Annotated in this window: 27 protein-coding genes and 1 tRNA gene; 14 read left to right on the forward strand and 14 right to left on the reverse strand. The window is 68.0% G+C overall.

The features are described 5' to 3' along the window. Positions 1-65: 65 nt before the first annotated feature. From AX709_RS08500 to glyA, 3 genes are read right to left on the reverse strand one after another with little or no spacing between them, the layout of a single operon-like run. Positions 66-803, reverse strand: a complete 738-nt coding sequence (locus tag AX709_RS08500; protein ID WP_197419017.1) for an RNA methyltransferase — start codon at positions 801-803, stop codon at positions 66-68. Next, positions 800-1,276, reverse strand: coding sequence for a transcriptional regulator NrdR (gene nrdR / locus AX709_RS08505; protein WP_066548778.1), 477 nt, complete (start codon positions 1,274-1,276; stop codon positions 800-802). Before nrdR ends, AX709_RS08500 begins: the two co-directional genes overlap by 4 nt. Beyond that, on the reverse strand, positions 1,277-2,590 hold the full coding sequence (gene glyA / locus AX709_RS08510) for a serine hydroxymethyltransferase (RefSeq protein WP_066477972.1): 1,314 nt from the start codon (positions 2,588-2,590) through the stop codon (positions 1,277-1,279). It abuts the gene before it with no gap. 180 nt (positions 2,591-2,770) lie between these two features. Here glyA and AX709_RS08515 point away from each other — a divergent pair, with 180 nt between their 5' ends. After that, positions 2,771-3,277, forward strand: coding sequence for a DUF3429 domain-containing protein (locus AX709_RS08515; protein WP_066548852.1), 507 nt, complete (start codon positions 2,771-2,773; stop codon positions 3,275-3,277). A gap of 43 nt (positions 3,278-3,320) precedes the next feature. After that, positions 3,321-3,452 carry a hypothetical protein gene (locus tag AX709_RS19305; protein WP_269450161.1) on the forward strand — a complete coding sequence of 44 codons (132 nt, stop codon included), beginning with the start codon at positions 3,321-3,323 and terminating at the stop codon, positions 3,450-3,452. 22 nt (positions 3,453-3,474) lie between these two features. Here AX709_RS19305 and AX709_RS08520 read toward each other — a convergent pair whose 3' ends face one another. Then, positions 3,475-4,596, reverse strand: coding sequence for a GNAT family N-acetyltransferase (locus AX709_RS08520; RefSeq protein ID WP_066548782.1), 1,122 nt, complete (start codon positions 4,594-4,596; stop codon positions 3,475-3,477). A gap of 95 nt (positions 4,597-4,691) precedes the next feature. On the opposite strand from AX709_RS08520, the gene AX709_RS08525 reads away from it, so the two are divergent. Beyond that, on the forward strand, positions 4,692-5,153 hold the full coding sequence (locus tag AX709_RS08525) for a DUF2721 domain-containing protein (protein WP_066548785.1): 462 nt from the start codon (positions 4,692-4,694) through the stop codon (positions 5,151-5,153). Beyond that, positions 5,150-5,548: a DUF4345 domain-containing protein gene (locus AX709_RS08530; protein ID WP_066548787.1), complete on the forward strand. Its 399-nt coding sequence runs from the start codon at positions 5,150-5,152 to the stop codon at positions 5,546-5,548. The genes AX709_RS08525 and AX709_RS08530 overlap by 4 nt, the downstream gene beginning before the upstream one ends. Positions 5,549-5,555: 7 nt before the next feature. Here the strand turns inward: AX709_RS08530 and AX709_RS08535 are convergent, their stop codons facing one another. The 9 genes from AX709_RS08535 to AX709_RS18595 all read right to left on the reverse strand — a co-directional run bounded on the left by AX709_RS08535 (position 5,556) and on the right by AX709_RS18595 (position 13,465). Then, positions 5,556-7,163, reverse strand: coding sequence for an amidase (locus tag AX709_RS08535; RefSeq protein ID WP_082731691.1), 1,608 nt, complete (start codon positions 7,161-7,163; stop codon positions 5,556-5,558). A gap of 94 nt (positions 7,164-7,257) precedes the next feature. Further along, the gene (locus AX709_RS08540) at positions 7,258-8,379 is read right to left on the reverse strand and encodes an NAD(P)/FAD-dependent oxidoreductase (protein ID WP_231727465.1); all 1,122 of its coding nucleotides are present in this window, start codon (positions 8,377-8,379) and stop codon (positions 7,258-7,260) included. Beyond that, positions 8,337-9,029, reverse strand: a complete 693-nt coding sequence (locus AX709_RS08545) for a methyltransferase domain-containing protein (RefSeq protein ID WP_197419018.1) — start codon at positions 9,027-9,029, stop codon at positions 8,337-8,339. The genes AX709_RS08540 and AX709_RS08545 overlap by 43 nt, the downstream gene beginning before the upstream one ends. Continuing rightward, positions 9,026-10,099, reverse strand: coding sequence for a type III polyketide synthase (locus tag AX709_RS08550; protein WP_066548792.1), 1,074 nt, complete (start codon positions 10,097-10,099; stop codon positions 9,026-9,028). Before AX709_RS08550 ends, AX709_RS08545 begins: the two co-directional genes overlap by 4 nt. Before the next feature lie 97 nt (positions 10,100-10,196). Then, the gene (locus AX709_RS08555) at positions 10,197-10,682 is read right to left on the reverse strand and encodes a MarR family winged helix-turn-helix transcriptional regulator (RefSeq protein ID WP_082731692.1); all 486 of its coding nucleotides are present in this window, start codon (positions 10,680-10,682) and stop codon (positions 10,197-10,199) included. Next, positions 10,679-11,833, reverse strand: a complete 1,155-nt coding sequence (locus AX709_RS08560) for an Acg family FMN-binding oxidoreductase (protein ID WP_197419019.1) — start codon at positions 11,831-11,833, stop codon at positions 10,679-10,681. Before AX709_RS08560 ends, AX709_RS08555 begins: the two co-directional genes overlap by 4 nt. A gap of 17 nt (positions 11,834-11,850) precedes the next feature. After that, the gene (locus AX709_RS08565) at positions 11,851-12,870 is read right to left on the reverse strand and encodes a cytochrome-c peroxidase (protein ID WP_066548797.1); all 1,020 of its coding nucleotides are present in this window, start codon (positions 12,868-12,870) and stop codon (positions 11,851-11,853) included. Beyond that, positions 12,867-13,325 (reverse strand): hypothetical protein, encoded by a 459-nt coding sequence (locus tag AX709_RS08570; protein ID WP_066548801.1) that lies wholly within the window; start codon positions 13,323-13,325, stop codon positions 12,867-12,869. The genes AX709_RS08565 and AX709_RS08570 overlap by 4 nt, the downstream gene beginning before the upstream one ends. Next, the gene (locus AX709_RS18595) at positions 13,322-13,465 is read right to left on the reverse strand and encodes a hypothetical protein (protein WP_156437675.1); all 144 of its coding nucleotides are present in this window, start codon (positions 13,463-13,465) and stop codon (positions 13,322-13,324) included. Before AX709_RS18595 ends, AX709_RS08570 begins: the two co-directional genes overlap by 4 nt. Positions 13,466-13,626: 161 nt before the next feature. Here AX709_RS18595 and AX709_RS08575 point away from each other — a divergent pair, with 161 nt between their 5' ends. From AX709_RS08575 to AX709_RS08610, 9 genes are all read left to right on the forward strand, one after another. Continuing rightward, positions 13,627-14,058, forward strand: coding sequence for a PaaI family thioesterase (locus AX709_RS08575; RefSeq protein WP_066548804.1), 432 nt, complete (start codon positions 13,627-13,629; stop codon positions 14,056-14,058). Continuing rightward, positions 14,058-15,089 carry an alcohol dehydrogenase catalytic domain-containing protein gene (locus AX709_RS08580; protein ID WP_066548807.1) on the forward strand — a complete coding sequence of 344 codons (1,032 nt, stop codon included), beginning with the start codon at positions 14,058-14,060 and terminating at the stop codon, positions 15,087-15,089. Before AX709_RS08575 ends, AX709_RS08580 begins: the two co-directional genes overlap by 1 nt. Further along, the gene (locus AX709_RS18600) at positions 15,086-15,661 is read left to right on the forward strand and encodes a TetR/AcrR family transcriptional regulator (RefSeq protein WP_066548808.1); all 576 of its coding nucleotides are present in this window, start codon (positions 15,086-15,088) and stop codon (positions 15,659-15,661) included. Before AX709_RS08580 ends, AX709_RS18600 begins: the two co-directional genes overlap by 4 nt. A 395-nt stretch (positions 15,662-16,056) precedes the next feature. Further along, positions 16,057-17,961 (forward strand): ribonucleoside-diphosphate reductase subunit alpha, encoded by a 1,905-nt coding sequence (locus AX709_RS08590; protein ID WP_066548811.1) that lies wholly within the window; start codon positions 16,057-16,059, stop codon positions 17,959-17,961. 43 nt (positions 17,962-18,004) lie between these two features. Then, positions 18,005-18,442 carry an endonuclease domain-containing protein gene (locus AX709_RS18205; protein ID WP_082731697.1) on the forward strand — a complete coding sequence of 146 codons (438 nt, stop codon included), beginning with the start codon at positions 18,005-18,007 and terminating at the stop codon, positions 18,440-18,442. 170 nt (positions 18,443-18,612) lie between these two features. After that, positions 18,613-18,873 carry a hypothetical protein gene (locus AX709_RS08595; RefSeq protein WP_231727466.1) on the forward strand — a complete coding sequence of 87 codons (261 nt, stop codon included), beginning with the start codon at positions 18,613-18,615 and terminating at the stop codon, positions 18,871-18,873. Further along, positions 18,870-19,073 (forward strand): hypothetical protein, encoded by a 204-nt coding sequence (locus tag AX709_RS08600; protein WP_066548814.1) that lies wholly within the window; start codon positions 18,870-18,872, stop codon positions 19,071-19,073. Before AX709_RS08595 ends, AX709_RS08600 begins: the two co-directional genes overlap by 4 nt. Next, positions 19,070-19,336 carry a hypothetical protein gene (locus AX709_RS08605; protein ID WP_156454219.1) on the forward strand — a complete coding sequence of 89 codons (267 nt, stop codon included), beginning with the start codon at positions 19,070-19,072 and terminating at the stop codon, positions 19,334-19,336. Before AX709_RS08600 ends, AX709_RS08605 begins: the two co-directional genes overlap by 4 nt. A gap of 4 nt (positions 19,337-19,340) precedes the next feature. After that, positions 19,341-20,396, forward strand: a complete 1,056-nt coding sequence (locus AX709_RS08610; protein ID WP_066477928.1) for a ribonucleotide-diphosphate reductase subunit beta — start codon at positions 19,341-19,343, stop codon at positions 20,394-20,396. 43 nt (positions 20,397-20,439) lie between these two features. Here AX709_RS08610 and AX709_RS08615 read toward each other — a convergent pair whose 3' ends face one another. Continuing rightward, positions 20,440-21,459 carry a peptidylprolyl isomerase gene (locus AX709_RS08615; RefSeq protein WP_066477926.1) on the reverse strand — a complete coding sequence of 340 codons (1,020 nt, stop codon included), beginning with the start codon at positions 21,457-21,459 and terminating at the stop codon, positions 20,440-20,442. Between the two features lie 119 nt (positions 21,460-21,578). On the opposite strand from AX709_RS08615, the gene AX709_RS08620 reads away from it, so the two are divergent. After that, positions 21,579-21,669: transfer RNA gene (locus tag AX709_RS08620), tRNA-Ser, on the forward strand. The last annotated feature ends 246 nt before the right edge of the window (positions 21,670-21,915 follow it).

Raw genomic sequence — 21,915 nt, forward strand, 5'->3', positions numbered from 1 at the left:
CCTGTCCTGAGCGCCTGCCTTGGCAGGCAGTCGAAGGGCGGCGTATCGAAGGACGCAGCGCAACCTCACCGCTCCCGCGGCCGCTCCAGCGTGCTCAGCACCCCGCGCAGGGTGCGAATTTCCTGCTCGTTCCACCCAGGCTTGGTCAGCAGCGTGCGCAGCGTCCGGCGCGTCACGGGCGCGCGGTCGGGCGGGAAGAAATAGCCCGCGCCCTCCAGCATCGCGTCGAGATGCGCGATCAGGCCGTCCAAACTCGCCTGCGATGCCGGAGGCTCAAGCTCGACCTCGGGCGGCTTGGCCAGCGCCATGCCCCCCTCGACGTCGCTCGGGACATGCTTTGACCATTCATAGGCGACCAGGATCACCGCCTGCGCCAAATTGAGCGATCCGAACTCGGGGTTGATCGGCACGGTGATGATCGTGCGCGCGACCGCCACATCGTCGGTCTCCAGCCCCGAACGCTCCGGCCCGAACAGGATCGCCGACCGTCCGGCGGCAGCGTGAATGGCGCGCGCGGCCACCTCGGGCGTCTCGACCGGCTTGGTCACCCCACGCTTGCGCACCGTCGTCGCATAGACATGCGCGCAGTCGGCGATCGCATCGGCCAGCGTGTCGAACACCTGCGCGCGCTCCAGCACCACATCCGCGCCGCTCGCCGCCGGGCCGGCGGCCGGATTGGGCCACCCGTCGCGCGGGGCGACGAGCCGCAGGTCGGTCAACCCGAAATTCAGCATCGCGCGCGCCGCCTTGCCGATATTCTCGCCAAGTTGCGGGCGGACGAGGACGATCGCGGGCGGATTCACTTCCGCGCCACCGCACTCACCGATCCGGCAAACTCCTCGAAATCGCGCGCCTCGCGGAAATCCTTATAGACGCTGGCGAAGCGGATATAGGCGACGGAATCGAGGCCCTTCAGCCCCTCCATCACCAGTTCGCCGATCGTCTGGCTGGCAACCTCGCCGTCGCCCATCGTTTCCAGTTGCCTCTGGATGCCGGAGACGAGCCGGTCGATCTGGACGCTGGTGATCGGGCGCTTGCGGCACGCGATCGACACCGATCGCAACAGCTTTTCCCGATCGAACGGCTCGCGGCGCGGCTCGCTGCCGCTGCCTTCGCTCTTGAGCACGGTCAACTCGCGAATCTGGATGCGCTCGAAGGTGGTGAAGCGCGCGCCGCACGCCGAACATTGCCGGCGGCGGCGGATCGCGGTGCCGTCCTCGCTCGGACGGCTGTCCTTCACCTGGCTGTCGTCATGCGCGCAAAAGGGGCAGCGCAATCACGCCTCCGGATAGATCGGGAAGCGCTCGCACAACGCCCGCACCCGGCCGCGCACCGCCGCCTCGACGTCCGCATCGCCATGCTCGCCCTTGGCGCGCAGCCCGTCGAGCACGTCGGCGATCATGTGGCCGACTTCGCGGAACTCGGCGGGGCCGAAGCCGCGCGTCGTGCCGGCGGGCGTGCCGACGCGGATGCCGCTGGTCTTGAGCGGCGGCAGCGGATCGAACGGGATGCCGTTCTTGTTGCAGGTGATGCCGGCACGCTCCAGCGCCTCGTCCGCGTCGCGCCCGGTGACGCCCAGCGGACGCAGGTCGACGAGCGCCAGGTGGGTGTCGGTGCCCCCCGCGACCAGATCGGCCCCGCGCTCCTTGAGTGTCGCGGCCAGCACTTTCGCATTCTCGAGGACGGCGGCGATATAGCTCTTGAACTGCGGCTCCAGCGCCTCGCCGAACGCCACCGCCTTGGCCGCGATAACGTGCATCAGCGGGCCGCCCTGAAGGCCGGGGAACACCGCCGAGTTGATCCGCTTCGCGATCGCCTCGTCATTCGTCATGATCATGCCGCCACGGGGCCCGCGCAGCGTCTTGTGCGTGGTCGTGGTGACGACATGCGCATGGCCGAAGGGCGACGGGTGCAGCCCGGCGGCGACGATGCCCGCGAAATGCGCCATGTCGACCAGGAACAGCGCGCCGACTTCGTCCGCGATCGCCCGGAAGCGCGCGAAATCGATGATGCGCGGATAGGCGGAGCCACCCGCGATGATCAGCTGGGGCCTGTGCTCGCGCGCCAGCGCCTCGACCTGGTCATAGTCGATCAGGTGATCGTCGGCGCGCACGCCATATTGGACGGCATTGAACCACTTGCCCGACTGCGCCGCCTTGGCCCCGTGGGTCAGGTGGCCGCCGGCATCCAGGCTCATGCCCAGGATGGTGTCGCCCGGCTTGGTCAGCGCCAGCATCACCGCGCCATTGGCCTGCGCCCCTGAATGCGGCTGGACGTTGGCGAAGTTGCAACCGAACAGCTGCTTTGCACGCTCGATCGCCAGCGTCTCGACCCGGTCGGACGGCGCGCAGCCCTGATAATAGCGTTTGCCCGGATAGCCCTCGGCATATTTGTTGGTGAATACCGATCCCTGCGCGGCCAGCACCGCTTTCGACACGATGTTCTCGCTCGCGATCAGTTCGATCTGATGCTGCTGGCGGTCGAGCTCGTCGGCGACGCCCGCGAAGATTTCGGGGTCGGCGTCCGCGAGCGCCCGGGTGAAGAAGCCGTCGGGCTGGACCATGTGCAGCGCGCTGGGTTGGGTGCTCATCGGGAGGGCCTTTCTCGCATGCTCGGCTGGCGGCGTTCCCGCCCGCGCGGCGCAGGTTGCCGGATACAGCGCGCTATCTATGCCGCCTGCGCCGGGATTGCCACCCATTATGGCCATGCCGACGTGCCTGTCCTTCAAGCCAGCTGTTGCATCGCGATCGACGTGGATAATGTCGCGGCCATGACCCGACCCGTCGACGCGACAGCCCCCGTCACCGCCATCCCCGCCATGCCCCGCCTGCTCGGCTTTGCCGGCCTGTTGCCCCAGATCGTCGCGGTGGCGCTGCTGATCGGGGGCGATCCGCAATGGCGCTTTGTCGCGGTCACCCTTGCCTATGCCTATGCGGCGCTGATCTTCACCTTTCTGGGTGGAATGTGGTGGGGGCTGGCGGCGGCAGCGGCGCGCGACACGCCGGGCTGGGTGTGGATCGCGGCAGTCCTCCCCTCGCTCATCGCGCTGGCGAGCGGCGTTCCCTGGCTGATCGGTCAGCCCTGGCCCCAACCCTCGACGCTGGCGATCGGGGTGATGATCCTGGCTTCTCCGCTGGTCGACGCGCGGCTCGCCGCGGCGGGACTGGTGCCGCGATGGTGGCTGCGTTTGCGCGTCGCGCTGTCGGCGGGACTGGGCACCTTGACGGTCATTGCGGGGCTGTGGCCGGCGCTTTCGGGTGTCGGAACGCGAACTTAACCTTTTTCGGCCATACTCCGCTTCCCGCACCAGGAGGTTTGTGATGGACCCGAAGCCCACGCCGAACGCCACCGGCACGTCCGACGAACGCCGTCGCAGCGATCGCCGCGTCGCGCAGGACCCGAGCTACGCCGGACCCGAGCGTCGCCAGCAGGATCGGCGCAACCGCGGCTGATCCGCGCAAGCGGACCGGTTCTTCAGTCTTCAGCTTCCGCCGCGGTGCCGTGGCGGCTATTTCCGCTGCGTGCCCACCACCCGGCCATCAGCCGCGCCAGCGATGCCGCGACGCCGGGTCGCACGAACAACCAGTCGCGGATGGCGGGTCCGGGGACGGCACCGATCGTGCGCTTGTAGCCGCTGTCCCCCGCACCCCAGTCCACCATCTTGATCCCGTCCGCCATCGCGCGGATCAGGTTGCGATAATAAAGCAGCTTGCCGGGCGAATGCTTGCCCACCACCGGATCGTAGCTGTTGGCGATCGCATATTTAAGCGCGCCGGTGTTGAGGTCGAAGGAAAAGGCGGTCGGGCGCCCGTCGATCGTCAGCACCGCCGCCCACAGCATGTCGGCAATCACCGGGTCGTCCGCCACCGCGCGCCAGAAGCCGCCATGGCCGTCGAGCGTGAACTTGGCGTCGCGGCCGTCGGTGCGCGTGGCGATCCAGCTCTGCCGTTCGATCTCGGCGAGCGCGTCGAACCGCGCCGCCGACCACTCAGCGCCGGTGACGAATGACCATTCGAGCGCGCCGTGCGTCGCCAGATGCTTTTCGTGGAAACGGTTCTTCTTGCGCGTCGATGCGCGTGGCCAGCCGCCGTCCTGCGCCGCCGCCGCCATGTCTAGGCGGTAGCTGTCGGCGACGAAGCGGTCGATCACCGTCCATCCGGCCGCCTGTGCGGCGCGGCGCATCGGGTGCAGCACGGGATCGTCGTCGTAGATCGGTCCGAGCCGCAGGACGACGGCTTCGCGCGCAAGCTGCCCGAGCAGCGCATCGAACGCGGCCAGCCCGGCGTCGGCGGCGGCGGGAAAGCTGCGGAACGGCCAATAGCTTCCCGGTACGCGCGCCCAACCGGTCCACGGCGCGCCCATGGCCGCGATCGGCAGCGCGATGACCGGCGCGCCCTCGCACTGCACGATCAGCGTGCGCGCGGTGCCGCCATAGGTGCGGATCGCCGCATCGTACCAGCCATAGCGCAGGAAACGGTGACTTTCCGGCGCACGCGCCGCGACCAGGTCGATCGCGCCCGACAGGCCCGCCAGCGCCTCGACATGCAGTGCGGGCGGCAGGCGCGTGAACTGGGCGAGCGGCATTGGCTTCGTCATCGCGCCGGGTTTAGCCGAACAGGCGTTACCAATGGGTGGAAGCGGGCGGTTATTCCGCTTGCCGCGCGTGCGTTTTCGACCGCATAGCGCCAGCCATGCTCATCACGCCCGGCATCTCGACCGTCGCCTCGACCATCCAGACCGCGATCGCGCCGGTGTTCCTGCTCGCCGGGCTGGGCGCGATCCTCAACGTGCTGGCGGGCCGGCTGGCGCGCATCGTCGACCGGGTGCGCACGCTCGAACAGCTCCATCCGCGCTCGACCGGGCCGGAACATGACCGCCACGTGTGGGAATTGCGCATCCTCGACCGGCGGATCACGGTGATCAACGCGGCACTGTCGCTGTGCGTCGCCAGCGCCGTCATGATCTCGCTGGTCGTCGCGATGCTGTTCGTCGCCGAGCTGGTCAAGCTCAGGATCGGCACTGTCGTCGCCTCGCTGTTCATCGCGGCGATGGTGGCTTTGGTCGCCGGCCTGATCCTGTTCCTGGTCGAGGTGCGCATTTCGCTGCGCGCCATCCATGTGCGCGCCGAATTGCTCGAACGCGACCGCGCGTGAGGGCGGACATCGAACGCCGGCTGCTCCAGCTTGCGGTCGCGTTCACCTGTCTCGTCCCGCTCAGCGCGGCGACCTTGAGCCTGTGGCGCGGGCCGGACTGGCTCGGCAGTGGCGGGGGATCGACCGATCTCGACAGTCATTTCCGCTATCTGTCGGGCATCTTCCTCGCGCTCGGCATCGGCTTTGCGACGTGCATCCCGGCGATCGAGCGACGCGGCCCGCGCTTTCGCCTGCTCGCGGCGCTGGTCGTCGCCGGCGGGCTGGGCCGTCTGGCGTCGTTGGTCATCGTCGGCGCGCCGTCGGTCGGGCATCTCGCCGGGCTGGCGATCGAACTGGGCGTCGTGCCGCTGCTGACGTTCTGGCAGGCGCGCGTCGCCCGACAGGCGAGGTCCTGAGTCACGCTTACCGCGCCGCGGCCTCCAGCCCCTTGCCCGTTGCCACCGTCGCGGCATAGCCGGGCTTCGCCCGCGCCTTTGCGCGCTGTTCATAGGCATAGCCGGCGTTCAGCAGCAATTGCTCGGAATGCCTGGGTCCGATGAAGGACAGCCCCGCCGGCAACCCGCTGACCAGCCCCATCGGTACGGTCAGGTGCGGATAGCCCGACACGGCGGGCAGCTGGCTGGCGCTCGGCCCTGCATATTGATCGCCATGCACGGGGTCGCTCAGCCATGCCGGCCCGGTAGTCGGCTGGACGATCAGCGCGACGCGCGCCTTGGCGAGCATCGCGTCGATGCCTTCCGGCCCGGCCAGCTTCGCCGCCTTGGCCAGCGCTTCCCGATAGGCCGGGTCGTCGAGCCCCTTCATCTTGACCGCGCCATCAAAAATGTCCTGTTCGAAATAGGGCATTTCGGTCGCGGCATGGGCGGTGTTGAACGCGATCAACTGGTCGAGCGTGCGGGCGGTGACGGTCGCGGGCGTCGTCGCCAGATAGGCGTCGAGATCCGCCTTGAGCTCGGTCTGGAGGATCAGGAACTCGGCCTCGCCCAGCCCCTGGGGGCGAATCGACTCGACATCGACCAGCGTCGCCCCCGCCGCCCTCAGTACCGCCAGCGCCGCATCGAACCGCTCGGCCAGCTCCTTGCGCATGTTCGGTCGCACGACGCCAACGCGCATGCCGGCCAGCGCCTTGGTGGAAAGGCCGGCGGCATAGTCGCGCTTCAGCCGGTCGGCATCGGCGGTGGCGGGATCGGTGGGATCGCTGCCCGCCATCGCGGCGAACAGGATCGCAGCGTCGCGCACGCTGCGCGTCATCGGCCCCGGCGTATCCTGCGTATGGCTGATCGGGACGACATGGGTGCGGCTGATCATGCCGACCGTCGGCTTCAGCCCGACCAGTCCGTTGATCGACGAGGGGCAGACAACCGACCCGTCGGTTTCGGTGCCGACCGTCGCCGCCGCCAGGCTGGCCGCCGCCGCCGCGCCCGACCCGCTCGACGACCCGCATGCGCTGCGATCGAGCGCATAGGGGTTGCGCACCAGGCCACCGACGGCGCTCCAGCCGCTCATGCTGTCGCTTGATCGGATGTTCGCCCATTCCGACAGGTTGGTCTTGCCCAGGATCACCGCGCCCGCCGCGCGCAGCCGCGCGACCAGCGGCGCGTCGCGACCCGTCATATTGTCCTTGAGCGCCAGGCTGCCCGCGGTCGTCGGCAGCTCGCGCGTCTCGATATTGTCCTTGATCAGCACCGGAATGCCATGGAGCGGCCCGCGCAGCTTGCCGGCACGGCGTTCGGCGTCGAGTGCGCGGGCCTGGTCGAGCGCGTCGGGGCTGACCGCGATCACGCTGCGGAGCGTCGGCCCGGCGCGGTCCATCGCCGCGATGCGCGCCAGATAGGCGGCGGTGATCGCCTCGCTCGTCGACTTGCCCGATTTCATCTGGGTCTGGAGGTCTTCGATCGACAGTTCCTCGACCGCGACGCCCGCCTGTGTTTGCGCCTGGACCTGGCCGGGCAGAACCGGCAGCGCATAAGCCAGGGAAAGGGCGGCCACGCCCCGCAAAGTCGATCGCATCGCAAACCCCCATATTTTCGTGTCGCGTCAAGGCTGGCGCAGCGCGGCAGCGATGGCAAGGGGTGCGAAGGTCGGGGTCGGCCAGTGCCGCCGGCTATCCGATACGGGTCAGCCGTGCGGCAGCGGCGGACAGCCAGGGTCCCAGCCCGAGACCAAGCCCCATCGCGCCGAAAAGCAGCGGCCTCAGCGCCGGGCGTTCGGCGGCATAACGCAGTGCCCCCGCCGTCGCGATCGGGCGTTTTGCTTCACGGGCAAAGCGCGGCTGATAGCGTGCCGATTCCGGTGCGCCCCCCGCGATCATCGCGGCGGCGGCGCGCTCGCCGCTCCGCAGTGCGATGGCGACACCGTCGCCGGCAAGCGACGAGATCACCGCCGCCTGATCGCCCAGCCGGAACACGCCGTGGATACCGTCGGCCGCGCGCCAGCCATAGGGGACGCCCGCGATCGTGGACCATTGACCCGCGAGGCCGGCGACGCGTTCGCCCAGCAGCGGACTTTCCCCGCCGAGCTCGCCGATCAGCGCCATCGCGGTTCCCGCCGCGCGCAGTCGCGCGGGCGCGCTCGACAGGCACAGGTTGACCCGGCCGTCCTCGGTCAGCAGCAGGCCGACATAGCCCTGGTCGAACGGATAGAGCTCGATGACGCCGTCCAGCGCCGCGCGCGTCGTGGCATCGGGCACATAGCCGATGCGCAGTCCCAGTGCACCGTCGCGCGTTGCCTCGCCGCGCGCGGGCGCGCCGCGCAACGGATGCTTGCCGGTGGCGAGGAACAGCGCCTCGCCGATGATGCGGGTGCCGTCGGCCAGTTCGGCGCTGCGGGTATCGGGGTCGACCGATCGGACCTTGACGCCGCGCGTCACACCAGCCCCCGCCGCAGAAGCGCGAGCGAGCAAGGCCTCGTCGAGCACGCGCCGTGACAAGCCCGCGGCGGCAAAGGGCAGGGCGACCTCGCGCACGCGACGGCCATGCGCCAGTCGCAGGCGACGGATCGGGTGCGCACCCAGGCCCGCGGCAGAGACGCCCAGCCGGTCGAGTGCCGCTAGCGCGTCCCAGCCCAGAAACCCCCCGCACACCGTATCGTGCGGCCCCGTGCTGCGTTCGAGCACCCGCGTCTCGACGCCCGCCCCCGCCAGGCGGATTGCGGTCGCCGCCCCGGCGGGCCCACCGCCGATAATCAGCGCGCGCGGGTGACGCATAGCCGGAACGGGATGTGCCATGAGATGCGCGCGAAGGACGCGACACCCGCGCGCGCCAGGATTTCGCGCCATTCGGCGACGCGGAAGCTGCGCGCGATCGACAGCCGGCCGTCCTCGCGCACGATGCGATGGACGCCGAGCAGGCGGGCGAGCAGCGGATAGCCAAGATGCGCGATGCGGTGGCGGTGCAGGTCGCTGATCATCCAGCCGCGCCGCGCGGTCGTTTCCATGAAGGCGATGAACTGGTCGAGCTGCGCCGGCGTCATGTGATGCGCGACCTGGCTGCTGATCACGACGTCCCACGGGCCGGGCTGGTCGGCATAGTCGCCGGTTCGCCATTCGATCGCGACGTTCGCCGGGGTTGCCGCCGCCGCGACATCGGCGCTCAGCGGGTTGAGGTCGACGCCGACCAGGTCGACGGCGATGTCGCGCGCCCGGGCCCAGCCGGCGACCGCGCGCAGCATGTCGCCGGCGCCAAATCCGACGTCCAGGACGCGCAACCGCTCGCCCGGCCGCGCGACCCGATCGAGAAAGGCGAGCGTCGGCGCGGCGGTGCGCGTCCACCAATTGATCCGCGACAGGTCGCGCAGCACCGCGGCATAGGTCGCGGGCGCGATGTCGGGCGCGTCCATCTGTTCCTCAATCCGGGCGCGGGTGGCGAGCGACATCATGGCGCGCGGTGGAAGCCGAAGCCCTCGACCGCGAGGCCGGGGCCGAACGCCATGCCGATGCCGCAGCGCTTCGCGGGGTCGTCCAGCATGTCGGCGAGGACGAACATCAGCGTCGACGACGACATGTTGCCGAAGCGTTCGAGCACGCGGCGCGAGGGATCGAGTCCATCGGCGGCCAGCCCCAGCCCGTGCCCGACCGCGTCGAGGATCGATCGCCCGCCGGCGTGCACCGCCCATGCGTCGATCGCGTCGGCCCGCCGGTCGCCCAGGATCGCATCGCGGACCCGCGCATCGCCCAGCGCGGCGGCGATGCGGCCGGGCACCTCGCCCGACAATTCCATGATGAAACCGGCATCGCCGACGGTCCATGTGATGAGGTCGCCGCTGTCGGGCATCGCCAGCGAAAAGCGACGGTCGATCGCGAAACCCGCCGCATCGCCCGTCACCAGTGCCGCCGCCGCGCCGTCGCCGAACTGAAGCATGGCCAGCAGCGGCTCGATCCGGTCGTCATACTGCAGGTGCAGCGACGAAAGCTCGACCGTCACGACGAGCACCCGCGCGCCGGGTTCGGAACGGACGATATGGCTTGCGGTACGTAGCGCGGCGACCGCGGCGTAGCAGCCCATGAAGCCGACCAGCACGCGTTCGACGCGGTCCGACAGGCCGAGATCGGCGGCGAGCAGCTGATCGATCCCGGGGGCGACGAAGCCAGTGCAGCTCGCCACCACCAGATGGGTGATATCGTGCGGCGGGTGTTTCACGGCCAGCGCATCGACGGCGGCACGCGCCAGCGCGGGGGCCTGTTCGGCATAGACGGCCATGCGCCGCGCAGTGCCGGGCACCCCGCCGCCATTGTAAAACCCGCCATGATCGACGGGCGATCCGCCGCCGGGCGCATATGGCAGCACTGACCAGCGATGGCGGATGCCCGAGCGTCCGGCCATGCGGCGGAAAATCCCTCGCAGGCGCGGATCGCTCAGCCGTGCCTCCGCCCACGCGATGAAGCTTGCGTGCACGTCATGGCCGGGCACCGCCGTGCCGATCGCGTTGATATGGGGAACGGCCGTCATCCTTGCGTCACTCACTCGATTCCGATCCCGCCGTCATTTTCCATATGGTGTGCGTTCGTCGTAATGTCGCCCTGGCCCTGCGGCACCGGTGGGCGGGTCAACGCGATTCATCCAGGACGATGCGGACCTTGCGCAGGGTTTCGGTGACCGCCGCCATCGGCAGGGCCGCCAGCTGCGCCGCGATCGGCGCGAAACCGGTTTCGACCGCCGCGATCGCCGCGTCGCGAAAGGCGCGGCCGCGGTCGGTCAGGCGGACGCGCTTGGACCGGCCGTCATCGGGATCGGGATGGAGCGTGATGAAGCCGCGTGCCGTCAGCACCTGGAGCGAATGGGTCATCGTCGCCTTGGTCACCTGCATTGCCGATGCGAGCTGCTGTGGCGTGCGGTCGTCGCCCAGCCGGGCCATGTGGTTCAGGATCGCGAAGTGCGCGACATGGACGCCATCCGGCAGCAGATGGGTGAAGAATGCCGAGGCGAGCTGATTGATGATGCCGATTTCGTTGAAGAAGGCGAACAGGCCGAGTTCGCCCGGCTCGCCTGCGGCGCTGGCGGTCGACGCCTTCAGGTGGCCGTGCGCGGTCATGCCCGGACCAGTTTGGCGGCGAGCGGCCAGCGCGGGCTGGGCGGCACGACCGGACCGTGGCCGATCCGTGCCAGCATCTGAACCGTGCCGCCGCCCGGGGCGAGCAGGGCGTGAAGCGCGCGATGCGGGTCGGCCATCTCGGGAAATTCCTGCAGCGCCTGGCTGAGCGGGTGGATGGCGATGCCATCGCGCGTCGCCGCCAGGTTGAGGCGCACCCAGTCGCGCCCGGCGGCAATCTGGTCGACGCGGGTGTTGGTGCGGCTGACCATCCACACATGGCCCATTGCGGTGGCGGGGTTGGCGAGCACGGCCTGCATCCCCTGACTGTAGGCGGACGACGACGTGTCGGCCAGCGTCTTGCGGTTGAACTGCCCGACGAGGGCAAGGCTTTCAAACAACGGCCCGGAAAAGTCGATCCCGTCAGGATTGCGCTCGATCTCCGCCCGGCCGATGCGGAACAAGTCGACGCTCTCACGATAGGTTCGCGGCGTCGCCACTTCGATGCGCAGCGCCCGCACGGTCAGTTCGCGCAGCCGGGCGATCGAGCGGGTGTCCACCGATCCGCCGACGGCGGGGCCGTGGCGGGCGCTTGCCAGGATCGGCGCGAGCATGCCCGGGGCGAGGGGGCGGGTGGTGTCGAACGGCGCCTTGTTCGATCGCCGCGCCAGGATCTGCGCGAACAGCGGGTCGCGGGCGACCGCGGCGTCGGCACGAAAGCGCGCGATCGCCACCCGCCCGTCGGTCAGCCCGCGTGCATCCTCGCCGTCGGGGAACAGCGTCAGGTCGACGCGCTGGCCACGCTCGGCGGCGGCAATGACCATCAGCTCCAGGAAACAGCCGAGCCCGATCGTGATCTGGCGATTGAACGGATCGGTCTGCGGCAGCAGCCGTGTGCGGTCGACGCGCAACGTGACTTCGCCGGGCGTGCGGATGTCCGCGATCCAGGGCTGGCGGTTGTGCGGGTTGGGGGCCAGGATCGCATGGGCCAGCGCGAACCGGCGCGGGTCGGCATCGTGATCCGCCGCCGCGACGCGCCACGGGTCCAGCGCGCGTTCGGGCGTCCGCGTGGTGACGAATGCGGCCGCACCGCCCGCCGCCAGCACGATGCCGCCGCCGGCGAGGCGGATGAATTGACGTCGGGGCAGTGCCATGGTTCGGCTCCTTTCGGTTAATCGTCGCCCGCCGGCGACGGATCGCTGTCGAGCGTGTGCAGGAACGCGACCAGATCGCGCTTTTGATCGGGGGACAGCTGCACCCGGCGCGCGCCCAGCGGGCGTTCGACGAGCCGGTCGGAATAATGATCGACGACCGCGGCCAGCGTCGGCAGCGAGCCGTCATGCATATAGGGCGCGGTCTGCCCGATCTCGCGCAGCGACGGCGTGCGAAAGGCATGATCGCGAAGCCGGTTGCCGGTGATGCCGCCCCGGCCGAGATCGGTGTCGGGCAGCCCGATATCCTTGAACCGGCCGTCGGTGAACATCGCGCCGCGGTGGCAGGCGACGCAATTGCCGGGCCCGGCGAAGACCGCGAAGCCACGCTGTGCCGCCGGGCTGATCGCCTTTGCATCTCCGGCCGCCCAGCGATCGAACGGCGCGGTGCCCGATACCAGCGTGCGTTCATAGGCCGCGATCGCCTTTGACACGGTCGCTTCGCTGATCTCGGGCTCTTCGGGGAAACTGGCGGCGAAGCGCGCGCGATAGCCGGCATCCGCGCGGATCGGGTCGATCAATGCGGCGGGGTGGCGTCCCAGTTCCTCGCCCGCCATCACGGGCATCAGCGCCTGGGCCTCCAGCGTCGGGGCGCGGCCGTCCCAGAACAGCGACGGCGCATGGGCGACGTTCCAGATCGTGGGCGTGTGGCGCAGCAGTTGCCTGCCACTGCGCGCCGGCGCGCGCGCGACGCCGTCGCCGAAGCCGCGATCGGCGCGGTGGCACGAGGCGCAGGACCGCGCGCCGTCCGCCGACAGGCGCGCGTCGTTGAACAGGTCGCGGCCCAGCGCGACCTTGGCCGGGGTCGGGGGATTGTCGGCGGGGTGAACGACGTTCGGCCGGTCGGTGAAGTGGCGAGCGGCAAAAGCCTGGCCGCGATCCAGCCCCTCGTGGCGATAGGCGCACGCCCCGACCAGCAGCAGCGACGCCGCGACCAGCACGCCCAGCGACCCGCGCGACAGCATCCGGACGCTGCTCATCGCCGTACTGCCAGTTGCGTGCCGGCCTGATCGGTGTCGCGGCCCATGCACCGGCCGAGCGGCTCCAGCCGGTCGCGCACGAACCGCCCCGTCCACGCAGCGTCATAGGCGGCGGAGGACAGGATTTCGATCCGGGTGCCCCCATCTGCGCTGCGACGAAAGGCGATCTGTTCGAACCAGTAATCCTGATAGCGCAGGCGATAGAGCGGCGCGCCGTCGATCGGATCGGGGGCGACCAGTGCATGGGGCGGCAGTTGCGCGTGGTCGCGAAAGCATTGCGCAACGGCTTCGGGGGCGTGCGCCGACTGGAACACACTGGCATGGCCGGTCGCGCGGAACGCGGTTTCGCCGCGCACGCCGCCCCCACCGCCGCTGAGCGCGCCCGATCCCGTTCCGCCGCTCATGCAAGCGCCGGGAAGCAACGCGGTCGCCAGCAACAGGATCCGCGGGCTCATCGCGCCACCGCCTCGCCACGGGCGGCACCAGCAGCAAGCGGATCAGGCGTCGGGGCAATGACCAGCACCAGCGGCAGCAACGTGCCGATAAAGCCGGTCAGGAAGGCGCGCAGCTCGGTGCGCATCGGATCAGTTTTCACAAGCGGTCTCCCGACGTCATGCGGGTCGACAGGCCAACTCCCCGACTCGCTGATTAAGTTCGATGTCGAACCTGTATAGTTCGACGTCAAACCAGTCAAGCGCCGGCATGAATTTACTGATCCGACTCGACTCTCTAGACTGGTCGGTCTAGTCATTCGGAGTGCATACCTCACCCGATCCCCAACTCGTCCGCGCCGCGCTGGAACAGGTTTCCGCCAGCCAGGGCTTCAATGCCTGGCTCAAGGTCGGCATCGTCGATCTCCACACCGGCGGCGTGACCATCGAGATCGAGCTGCGCGAGGAACTCAGCCAGCATCACGGCGCAGCGCATGGCGGGATTGTCGGCGCGCTGGCCGACACGGCGGCGAGCTGGGCCGCGGCGACGGTGGCGGGTGATGTCCGCACCGCCAGCTATACCATCCACTTCCTCAAGGCCGCGCGCGGTACCCGATTGCGCGCCGTCGGCACCGTGCTCAAAGCAGGGCGGCGACAGGTGAGCGTCGAAGTCAAGGTGCATGCCGGCGACGGCGGCGACGATTGGGGCGCGCCGGTCGCGGTCATGCTTGCCTCGGTCGCGCCGGTGGCGAACTGATGCGCCACTTGGTCTTTGCGGGGCCCGGACGGGTCGAGTGGCGCGAGGCCGTGGATCCCCGCCTCGACAGCGACGATGCCGCGATCGTCCGTCCGCTCGTCATGGGCCGCTGCGACCTCGACACGCTGTATCTCGCCGGACGGATGCCGCTCGCGGTCGGCGAACCAATCGGCCACGAGATTATCGGCGAGATCGTCGATCTGGGCGCGCGCGCGGCGCAACGGCTGGCGATCGGCCAGCGGGTGATCGTGCCCGCACAGATTTCGTGCGGCGAGTGCCGGATGTGCCAGGCGGGCGCGACCGGGCGGTGTGAGCGCGTGCCGCTGGGGGCCAGCTACGGCATGGGCCGCGCCGGCGGCTATGGCGGCGGCGTCGCCGATCTGGTGCGCGTGCCGTTCGCGGCCGCGATGCTGGTGCCGTTGCCCGCCGGCGTCGATCTGACCGCGCTGATCGGCCTGGCGGACATGGCGACCGACGCCTGGCGCGCGGTCGGCCCGCAACTGGCGCGGCGGCCGGGCGGCACGGTGCTGGTGATCGGCGGGATGGTGCCGGTGATCGGCATTTTCGCCGCGGCGCTCGCGGTGATGCTCGGGGCCGGACGCACCGTTTATGTCGACGCCGACCCGGCGCGCCGGGGAATAGCCCGCGACTATGGCGCGCAGGTGATGGCCGATGTCGCCGAACTGGACGGTGCCCTCTTCGACATCGTCGTCGATGCCGCCGGCGACGGCGCGCAACTGCTCGCCGCGATCCACGCCTGCGGCCCGGACGCCGCGCTGACCAGCGTCGCACCGCCCTTCGTCTCGCCCGAACTGCCGCTGCTGCCGATGTACTATAAGGGCCTGACCTATCGCATCGGCCGACCGGATTGCCGGTTCGGCCATGACCCCGCGCTCCACGCCTGGGCGGCGAAGGGGTTTGACCCGACCCGTGTCGGGCCTAAGACCTTCCGCTTTGAGGAGGCGGACGACGCATGGCCGGACCCGGCGCTGTACGTGGCAGTGACACGCGAGCCGACGCTGCGGGCGTGAAGCCACCGCGCGACACGCGCGCGCGTATCCTGGCCGCGGCGGTCCGCCTGTTCCAGCGCGGTGGCTATGCCGGCACCGGCATCAACGACGTCATCGCCGCATCCGGCGCGCCGCGCGGCTCGCTCTATCACCATTTTCCCGGCGGCAAGCCGCAGCTCGCCGCCGAGGCGGTCGCGTTCCTTGCCGCACAGGTCGCCGCACTGATCGACCGGCGCGTGCAGGACGGCGTCGCGCCGGGTAACATCCTGATCCAGATCGCCGACGCGATGGGGGGCTGGCTGACCCAGTCGGACTGGCGCGAAGGCTGCCTGATTTCGGTGATCGCCCAGGAAACCGGACCGGAAGACGCCCTGATCCATCAAGCGGTGCTGGCCGCCTATGCCGACTGGTCGGCGCGGCTGATCCCGGCATTGCAAGCGGCGGGGCATGATGAGGAAGCGGCTGCGGCGCGCGCCGACCTGGCGATCGCGGCGCTGGAAGGCGGCCTGATCCTGGCGCGGGTGCGACGGTCGGTCGAGCCATTGCGCAACGCCGCCCGGCTCGGCGCATCGACCATGATGCGCACCGCTTGATCTGCAGCCCGACGCACGGTTTGACTCGACGCGTTCCGCCGTCGCCGATTTATTTTCGTTCGACCAATGTTCTCTTGAAAAATCTGAAAGCCGCAGAAGTCCGCGCGTCGCGGAATCCGGGTGTCGGCGCTGATGCGCCCCGAGCATGGCCGAGTCCCTGATCTGTCATTTACCGTCTTGCGCCCGGATTCGTGTTGGCACAATCTATAGTGGTTGGGACGGGGGAAACGACCCAATTGCTGGTAAACGCTTGTCCGCGATCCTATATCGCGGGCAAGGGCGAACGCGCCCTCCGGCACGGCGATGGACACTTTTTGTTCTCGCGCTTCCCCCGCCAAGAGCATAGCATGGGGCACAGGCCCCGAGTCGAACGGACAAGGAACGGGGTGGAAGGCATGGATTTCAGGGAAACGCAGGACGAGCGCGTGAACGACACCATTACCACCAATGCGCCCGCTGCTGCCGACACGGCGCGTCCGGTCGCCGATTCAAAATCGATTGCGCCGCGCATGTACCCGGTGGAGGTCGATCATTCGCGCGACGCGCTGCTGACCGATTTCGGCAAGGAAACGCTGAAGGACCGCTATCTGCTGCCCGGTGAGACGTTCCAGGACCTGTTCGTCCGCGTCGCGTCGGCCTATGCGGACGATGCCGCGCACGCCCAGCGGCTGTACGACTATATCTCCCGGCTGTGGTTCATGCCGGCGACGCCGGTCCTGTCCAACGGCGGTACCGGGCGGGGGCTGCCGATTTCCTGCTATCTCAATTCGGTGCCCGACAGCCTCGAGGGCATTGTCGAGACCTGGAACGAGAATGTCTGGCTCGCCTCGCGCGGCGGCGGCATCGGCACCTATTGGGGCGCGGTGCGCGGTATCGGCGAGCCGGTCGGCCTCAACGGCAAGACCAGCGGCATCATTCCGTTCGTCCGCGTCATGGACTCGCTCACGCTGGCGATCAGCCAGGGCAGCCTGCGCCGTGGATCGGCCGCCTGCTATCTCGACATCTCGCACCCGGAGATCGAGGAGTTCCTGGAAATCCGCAAACCCTCGGGCGACTTCAACCGCAAGGCGCTCAACCTGCACCATGGCGTCCTCATTCCCGACGCGTTCATGGAAGCGGTGCGCGACGGCGCCGAATGGGAGCTGAAGAGCCCCAAGGACGGGTCGGTGCGCGGCAAGGTCGACGCGCGCGCACTGTTCCAGAAGCTGGTCGAAACCCGGCTGGCGACCGGCGAGCCGTACATCGTGTTCAGCGACCATGTGAACAAGGCGATGCCGCGCCACCACCGCGAGCAGGGGCTGAAGGTCTCGACCTCCAACCTGTGCAGCGAAATCACGCTGCCGACCGGCCGTGACCATCTCGGCAACGATCGCACCGCGGTGTGCTGCCTGTCCTCGCTCAACCTCGAAACCTGGGACGAGTGGAAGGACGACAAGCAGTTCGTCGAGGACGTGATGCGCTTCCTCGACAATGTGCTCACCGACTATATCGAGCGTGCGCCCGAGGAAATGGCGCGTGCCCGCTATTCGGCGATGCGCGAGCGCTCGGTGGGGCTGGGCGTCATGGGCTTTCACAGCTTCCTCCAGGCGCGCGGGCTGCCGTTCGAAGGCGCGATGGCGAAGAGCTGGAACCTCAAGATCTTCCGCCAGATCAAGGCGCAGGTCGACGAGGCGTCGATGCAGCTCGCGGTCGAGCGCGGGCCGTGCCCTGACGCCGCCGACATGGGGGTGATGGAGCGTTTCAGCTGCAAGATGGCGATCGCGCCGACCGCGTCGATCAGCATCATCTGCGGCGGCACCAGCGCGTGCATCGAGCCGATCCCGGCCAATATCTATACGCACAAGACGCTGTCGGGGAGCTTTTCGATCAAGAACCCGTATCTCGAGCGGCTTCTCAGCGAGAAGTCGAAGAATTCCGATGCGGTGTGGAACTCGATCCTGGAAAAGGGCGGGTCGGTCCAGCATCTCGATTTCCTCAGCACCGAGGAGAAGGATGTCTACAAGACGTCGTTCGAGATCGACCAGCGCTGGATCCTCGAACTCGCCGGCGACCGTGCGCCCTATATCGACCAGGCGCAGTCGCTCAATCTGTTCATCCCGGCCGATGTCGAGAAGTGGGATCTGCTGATGCTCCATTTCCGCGCGTGGGAACTGGGCATCAAGTCGCTCTATTATCTGCGCTCAAAGTCGGTCCAGCGCGCAGGCTTCGCCGGCGGCGTCGAAGCCGACAACACGATCGAGAAGCCGAAGTTCGATCTGGGCGAGAGCACCGATTACGACGAATGCCTGGCGTGCCAGTGAGGTGATGGGGGCGGCGTATCTTGATACCTGCTCCTCTCCCCTTGTGGGAGAGGAGGGGGCCCGCGCGACACAGTTGCGTGGGAAGGTGAGGGGTGTCGCGCACAGTCCCGTCGATCGTGCCCGTGAACTGCGCCGCAACGCGACCGATGCCGAGCGCAAGCTGTGGGTTTCGCTACGTGAAGCGTTTCCAGGCGCGAAATTTCGTCGCCAGGTCCCGCTTGGTTCCTATTTCGCGGACTTCTGCTCGCACGCAACTCGCCTCGTTATCGAGGTTGATGGCGGCCAGCACGCCGAAGCGGCTGATTATGATGCAGCACGCACGAGGTTCATCGAAGGTGAAGGCTATCGCGTGATCCGTTTCTGGAACCACGATGTGCTAGGTAACGCCGAAGGTGTGCTTGCGACAATCGCGTCGCACTTCCCTTCTCCCCTTGTGGGAGAAGGTGGCGCAAAGCGCCAGACGAGGGGTTTAACCCGGTGACCTACCCCTCACCCTTCCGCCGCTTCGCGGCTCCCTCCCTCTCCCACAAGGGGAGAGGGATTAGGCCTAAAATCTCCCTCTCCCCTGGTGGGAAGGGTGAGGGGTGGGCGCAACCCACCCGCACCCTCGCCCTCCTCCCCCTCCTCCCGCTCGCCGCATGCGCGCGGCAGGTGGGGAGCGCGGTCGTCCCCGATGCGCCGGGGTTCCTGCTCGGGTTGTGGCACGGCTTCATCTTTCCGCTCGCCTGGGTCGCGTCGCTGTTCCTGCCCAGGGTCGCGATCTATGCCGTGCGCAACAATGGCGGCTGGAATGATTTCGGCTATTTCCTGGGCATCGTCGTGTTCGGGGTCGGCGCGCGCAAGTCGCGCACCGTCTATGTCGACCGCTTCGTCCCTGCGCGGCGCGGGCGCGTGATCGAGAATGAGCGGTGACCCGCGCGCTCGCCATCCAGTTCGGCGTCGCCGCCGTCGCCGGGACCAGCGGCCTTGCGCTGCTCGCCCGGCCGGCCGCATTCGGCATTCGCAGCGAACCGGCACACTATGCCGCCCGCATCGCCGGCATGATGCTGACCGCGCTCGGCCTGTTCCTCGGCGGCTTTGGCTTGATTTACCTATGGGCAAGCGCGTCATGAGCGCGATCATTTTTTGTGCGTTCGTCGCAGCGATCGCGGTGGCCAATATGACGCTAGGTTACCGCTGGAGCCGGCTCGATCATAATCCATGGCGGGATTCCTTCGCTGGCGGCATGTTCCGCACGCCCGCGCCGGGGCTGATCCCCGCAAGATTGAGCGTTGAGACTATTCGATCGCGCGGCAGAACGCTGATGGTCACATCTCCGATCTGTGGCACTCTGTTTGTGATCTTCATTATCTTTTCCAAAGTTATCTCGGAGTAATCCCATGTCCCTTCTCGAAGCCCGCAAGACCTACAAGCCCTTCGAATATCCGTGGGCATACGAGTTCTGGAAGCGTCAGCAGCAGATTCATTGGATGCCCGAGGAAGTGCCGCTGGGCGAGGATTGCCGCGACTGGGCGCAGAAGCTGACCGAGCATGAGCGCAACCTGCTCACGCAGATTTTCCGCTTCTTCACCCAGGCCGATGTCGAGGTGCAGGACTGCTATCACGACAAATATGGCCGGGTGTTCAAGCCGACCGAGATCAAGATGATGCTGGCGGCGTTCAGCAACATGGAAACCGTGCACATCGCCGCCTATTCGCACCTGCTCGACACGATCGGGATGCCCGAGAGCGAGTATGGCATGTTCCTGGAATATCAGGAAATGCGCGACAAGCACGACTATCTGCAGAAGTTCGGCGTCGACAATGACGAGGACATTGCCAAGACGCTGGCGATGTTCGGCGGCTTTACCGAAGGGCTGCAGCTGTTCGCGTCGTTCGCGATGCTGATGAACTTCCCGCGCTTCAACAAGATGAAGGGCATGGGCCAGATCGTCAGCTGGTCGGTGCGCGACGAAAGCCTGCACTGCGAAGGCATCGTCCGGCTGTTCCATGCCTTTGTCAAGGAACGCGACTGCCTGACCAAGTCGGTCAAGGACGAGATCATGGACATGTGCCAGACGACGGTGCGGCTGGAGGATGCGTTCATCGACCTCGCCTTTGAAATGGGGCCGGTCAATGGCATGGCGCCCAAGGAAATCAAGAAGTATATCCGCTACATCGCCGACTGGCGGCTGGGCCAGCTCGGGCTCAAGCCGATCTATCTGATCGACGAGCATCCGCTGCCCTGGCTCGCGCCGCTGCTCAACGGGGTCGAGCACGCCAATTTCTTCGAAACCCGCGCGACCGAATATTCGAAGGCGGCGACGCGCGGCAACTGGAACGAGGTGTGGGCGAGCTTCGACAAGCGCCAGAAGATCAAGGTGGCCCCCGCCGCCAACGAGGATCCCGGCAGCGAAGGCGACATGTTCAGCCGCGCCGGCGTGGCGGCGGAATAGCCCTTCGTGATCGCCCTGCCGGGTGCGCCTGCGTCTCTGGACGTCAGCGCGCCCGGCGCACCGGCACCGGTATGTTGCAGATATCGGCACCGCCGGCCGGCCGGATGAAAAACGGATCGCGGCGATTGGCGCGCGCCTCCGCGTAGCGAAGAAAGCTTGTGCTGTCGGTGTCCAGCACCTGGAACTTGGGCTGCGCGTCGGTCGGCAACTCGCTTGCCAGCTGGACGGACAGGATCGGCACGCGCTCTTCCGCTTTTTCATAGAAACCAAGCGAGCCGGTGCCGCGCGGCAGGCTGGACAGATGCTCGATCCCCTCGATCACGCGGCCGACCAGCGCGATATTGCGGTCGAGGTGGCGGGGCGCATGGCCGATGACCGTATAGAGTTCCGCCCCCGTGCCGGTATCGGGTGACAGATTGCGACCGACGCCCACCATTCCGTAACAATGCACGGGCCACATCCGGGTCAAGTCGGCGGCGATAGGCCATCCGTCGCGCCAGCCCGCATCAAAGGCGAACGAATCGCCGCGCGATGTCTCGGCTAGGCGTTTGAGCCGATCTTCCATGGACAAGGTATCTGTTGCGGACCCCGCCATTTCAGCACGGGCTTCCCGCAAATGTTGCGTCCAGGCAAAAAAGGCGGCGCGTCGCACCGAATATTCCGCTTCGGTGGCTTTCATCAGCGCCGCCGGCAGCGGCTTGGCCTTGACGGGGTCCTCGCCATCGGGATCGCCCCATTGGGCGACATAATTGTCCTGGACGCGCACCACTGCCAGTCCGTCCCACCAGCGTGCACGGGCAAGCGTGCGGATGTTGGCGACCCAGGGCTGGGAAAAAGGCGCGGGCATAAGCTGGATGACGACACGACGGGTCGACCCGTTGCGGTCGGGCGCGAGCGTCATCACCAGCAGATCATCCGGCGCGATCGCCCGCCACTCTGCTGCCGGCGCGGCCGCGACGATTTCGGTCGGCGCGAGCGCAGCGGGTTGCGGCGTGGCGGCTTGGCCCTGGCTCTGCAGGGCGAGCAGCATGGCAAGCGAGAGCGTGAACATGGCCGTCAGCATGGCACGCGGCAATCGCTTGCGAAAGCCCGCCCCGCACGATAGGTGCAGCCGCTTCCAGCGCGATTGGATTGCGAACCCGGGTCTCCACCCGCCATGCGGCGACCGACCAGGTTCGATGCGGAGCGGTGGCCGAGTGGTCGAAGGCGCTCGCCTGGAAAGTGAGTATACGGCAAAACCGTATCGAGGGTTCGAATCCCTCCCGCTCCGCCACCCACCCCCAGCACTCGTCTCCGCTTTGAGGGAAATGCTACAAAGCCGCGGAACAGGCCGATTTGCGATCGCCAAACCGTAATGGCCGCATCTATCTGGCCGTCTCTTCCGCGATATCAAGCGGCATTTGCATGGCCCGTCTCTGGCCGCCCCTGCATCGGTTCGGTTTCCCTGATAAACAGGAAATAACAGGGGAAAAAGTGAATTTGAGGCCCAGATCAGGCCGTTCTAAGTGACCCGTTCGCG

This window comes from Sphingomonas sp. CCH15-F11, assembly GCF_001557005.1.
Classification (GTDB): Bacteria; Pseudomonadota; Alphaproteobacteria; order Sphingomonadales; family Sphingomonadaceae; genus Sphingomonas.

Excerpts from the sequence above, each read along its gene's own strand:
- glyA (WP_066477972.1), bottom strand. The coding sequence starts at position 2,590 with ATGAGCACCCAACCCAGCGCGCTGCACATGGTCCAGCCCGACGGCTTC.
- AX709_RS08515 (WP_066548852.1), top strand. The coding sequence starts at position 2,771 with ATGACCCGACCCGTCGACGCGACAGCCCCCGTCACCGCCATCCCCGCC.
- AX709_RS19305 (WP_269450161.1), top strand. The coding sequence starts at position 3,321 with ATGGACCCGAAGCCCACGCCGAACGCCACCGGCACGTCCGACGAACGC.
- AX709_RS08520 (WP_066548782.1), bottom strand. The coding sequence starts at position 4,596 with ATGACGAAGCCAATGCCGCTCGCCCAGTTCACGCGCCTGCCGCCCGCA.
- AX709_RS08525 (WP_066548785.1), top strand. The coding sequence starts at position 4,692 with ATGCTCATCACGCCCGGCATCTCGACCGTCGCCTCGACCATCCAGACC.
- AX709_RS08535 (WP_082731691.1), bottom strand. The coding sequence starts at position 7,163 with ATGCGATCGACTTTGCGGGGCGTGGCCGCCCTTTCCCTGGCTTATGCG.
- AX709_RS08540 (WP_231727465.1), bottom strand. The coding sequence starts at position 8,379 with ATGGCACATCCCGTTCCGGCTATGCGTCACCCGCGCGCGCTGATTATC.
- AX709_RS08545 (WP_197419018.1), bottom strand. The coding sequence starts at position 9,029 with ATGATGTCGCTCGCCACCCGCGCCCGGATTGAGGAACAGATGGACGCG.
- AX709_RS08550 (WP_066548792.1), bottom strand. The coding sequence starts at position 10,099 with ATGACGGCCGTTCCCCATATCAACGCGATCGGCACGGCGGTGCCCGGC.
- AX709_RS08555 (WP_082731692.1), bottom strand. The coding sequence starts at position 10,682 with ATGACCGCGCACGGCCACCTGAAGGCGTCGACCGCCAGCGCCGCAGGC.
- AX709_RS08560 (WP_197419019.1), bottom strand. The coding sequence starts at position 11,833 with ATGGCACTGCCCCGACGTCAATTCATCCGCCTCGCCGGCGGCGGCATC.
- AX709_RS08565 (WP_066548797.1), bottom strand. The coding sequence starts at position 12,870 with ATGAGCAGCGTCCGGATGCTGTCGCGCGGGTCGCTGGGCGTGCTGGTC.
- AX709_RS08570 (WP_066548801.1), bottom strand. The coding sequence starts at position 13,325 with ATGAGCCCGCGGATCCTGTTGCTGGCGACCGCGTTGCTTCCCGGCGCT.
- AX709_RS08580 (WP_066548807.1), top strand. The coding sequence starts at position 14,058 with ATGCGCCACTTGGTCTTTGCGGGGCCCGGACGGGTCGAGTGGCGCGAG.
- AX709_RS08590 (WP_066548811.1), top strand. The coding sequence starts at position 16,057 with ATGGATTTCAGGGAAACGCAGGACGAGCGCGTGAACGACACCATTACC.
- AX709_RS08605 (WP_156454219.1), top strand. The coding sequence starts at position 19,070 with ATGAGCGCGATCATTTTTTGTGCGTTCGTCGCAGCGATCGCGGTGGCC.
- AX709_RS08610 (WP_066477928.1), top strand. The coding sequence starts at position 19,341 with ATGTCCCTTCTCGAAGCCCGCAAGACCTACAAGCCCTTCGAATATCCG.
- AX709_RS08615 (WP_066477926.1), bottom strand. The coding sequence starts at position 21,459 with ATGCTGACGGCCATGTTCACGCTCTCGCTTGCCATGCTGCTCGCCCTG.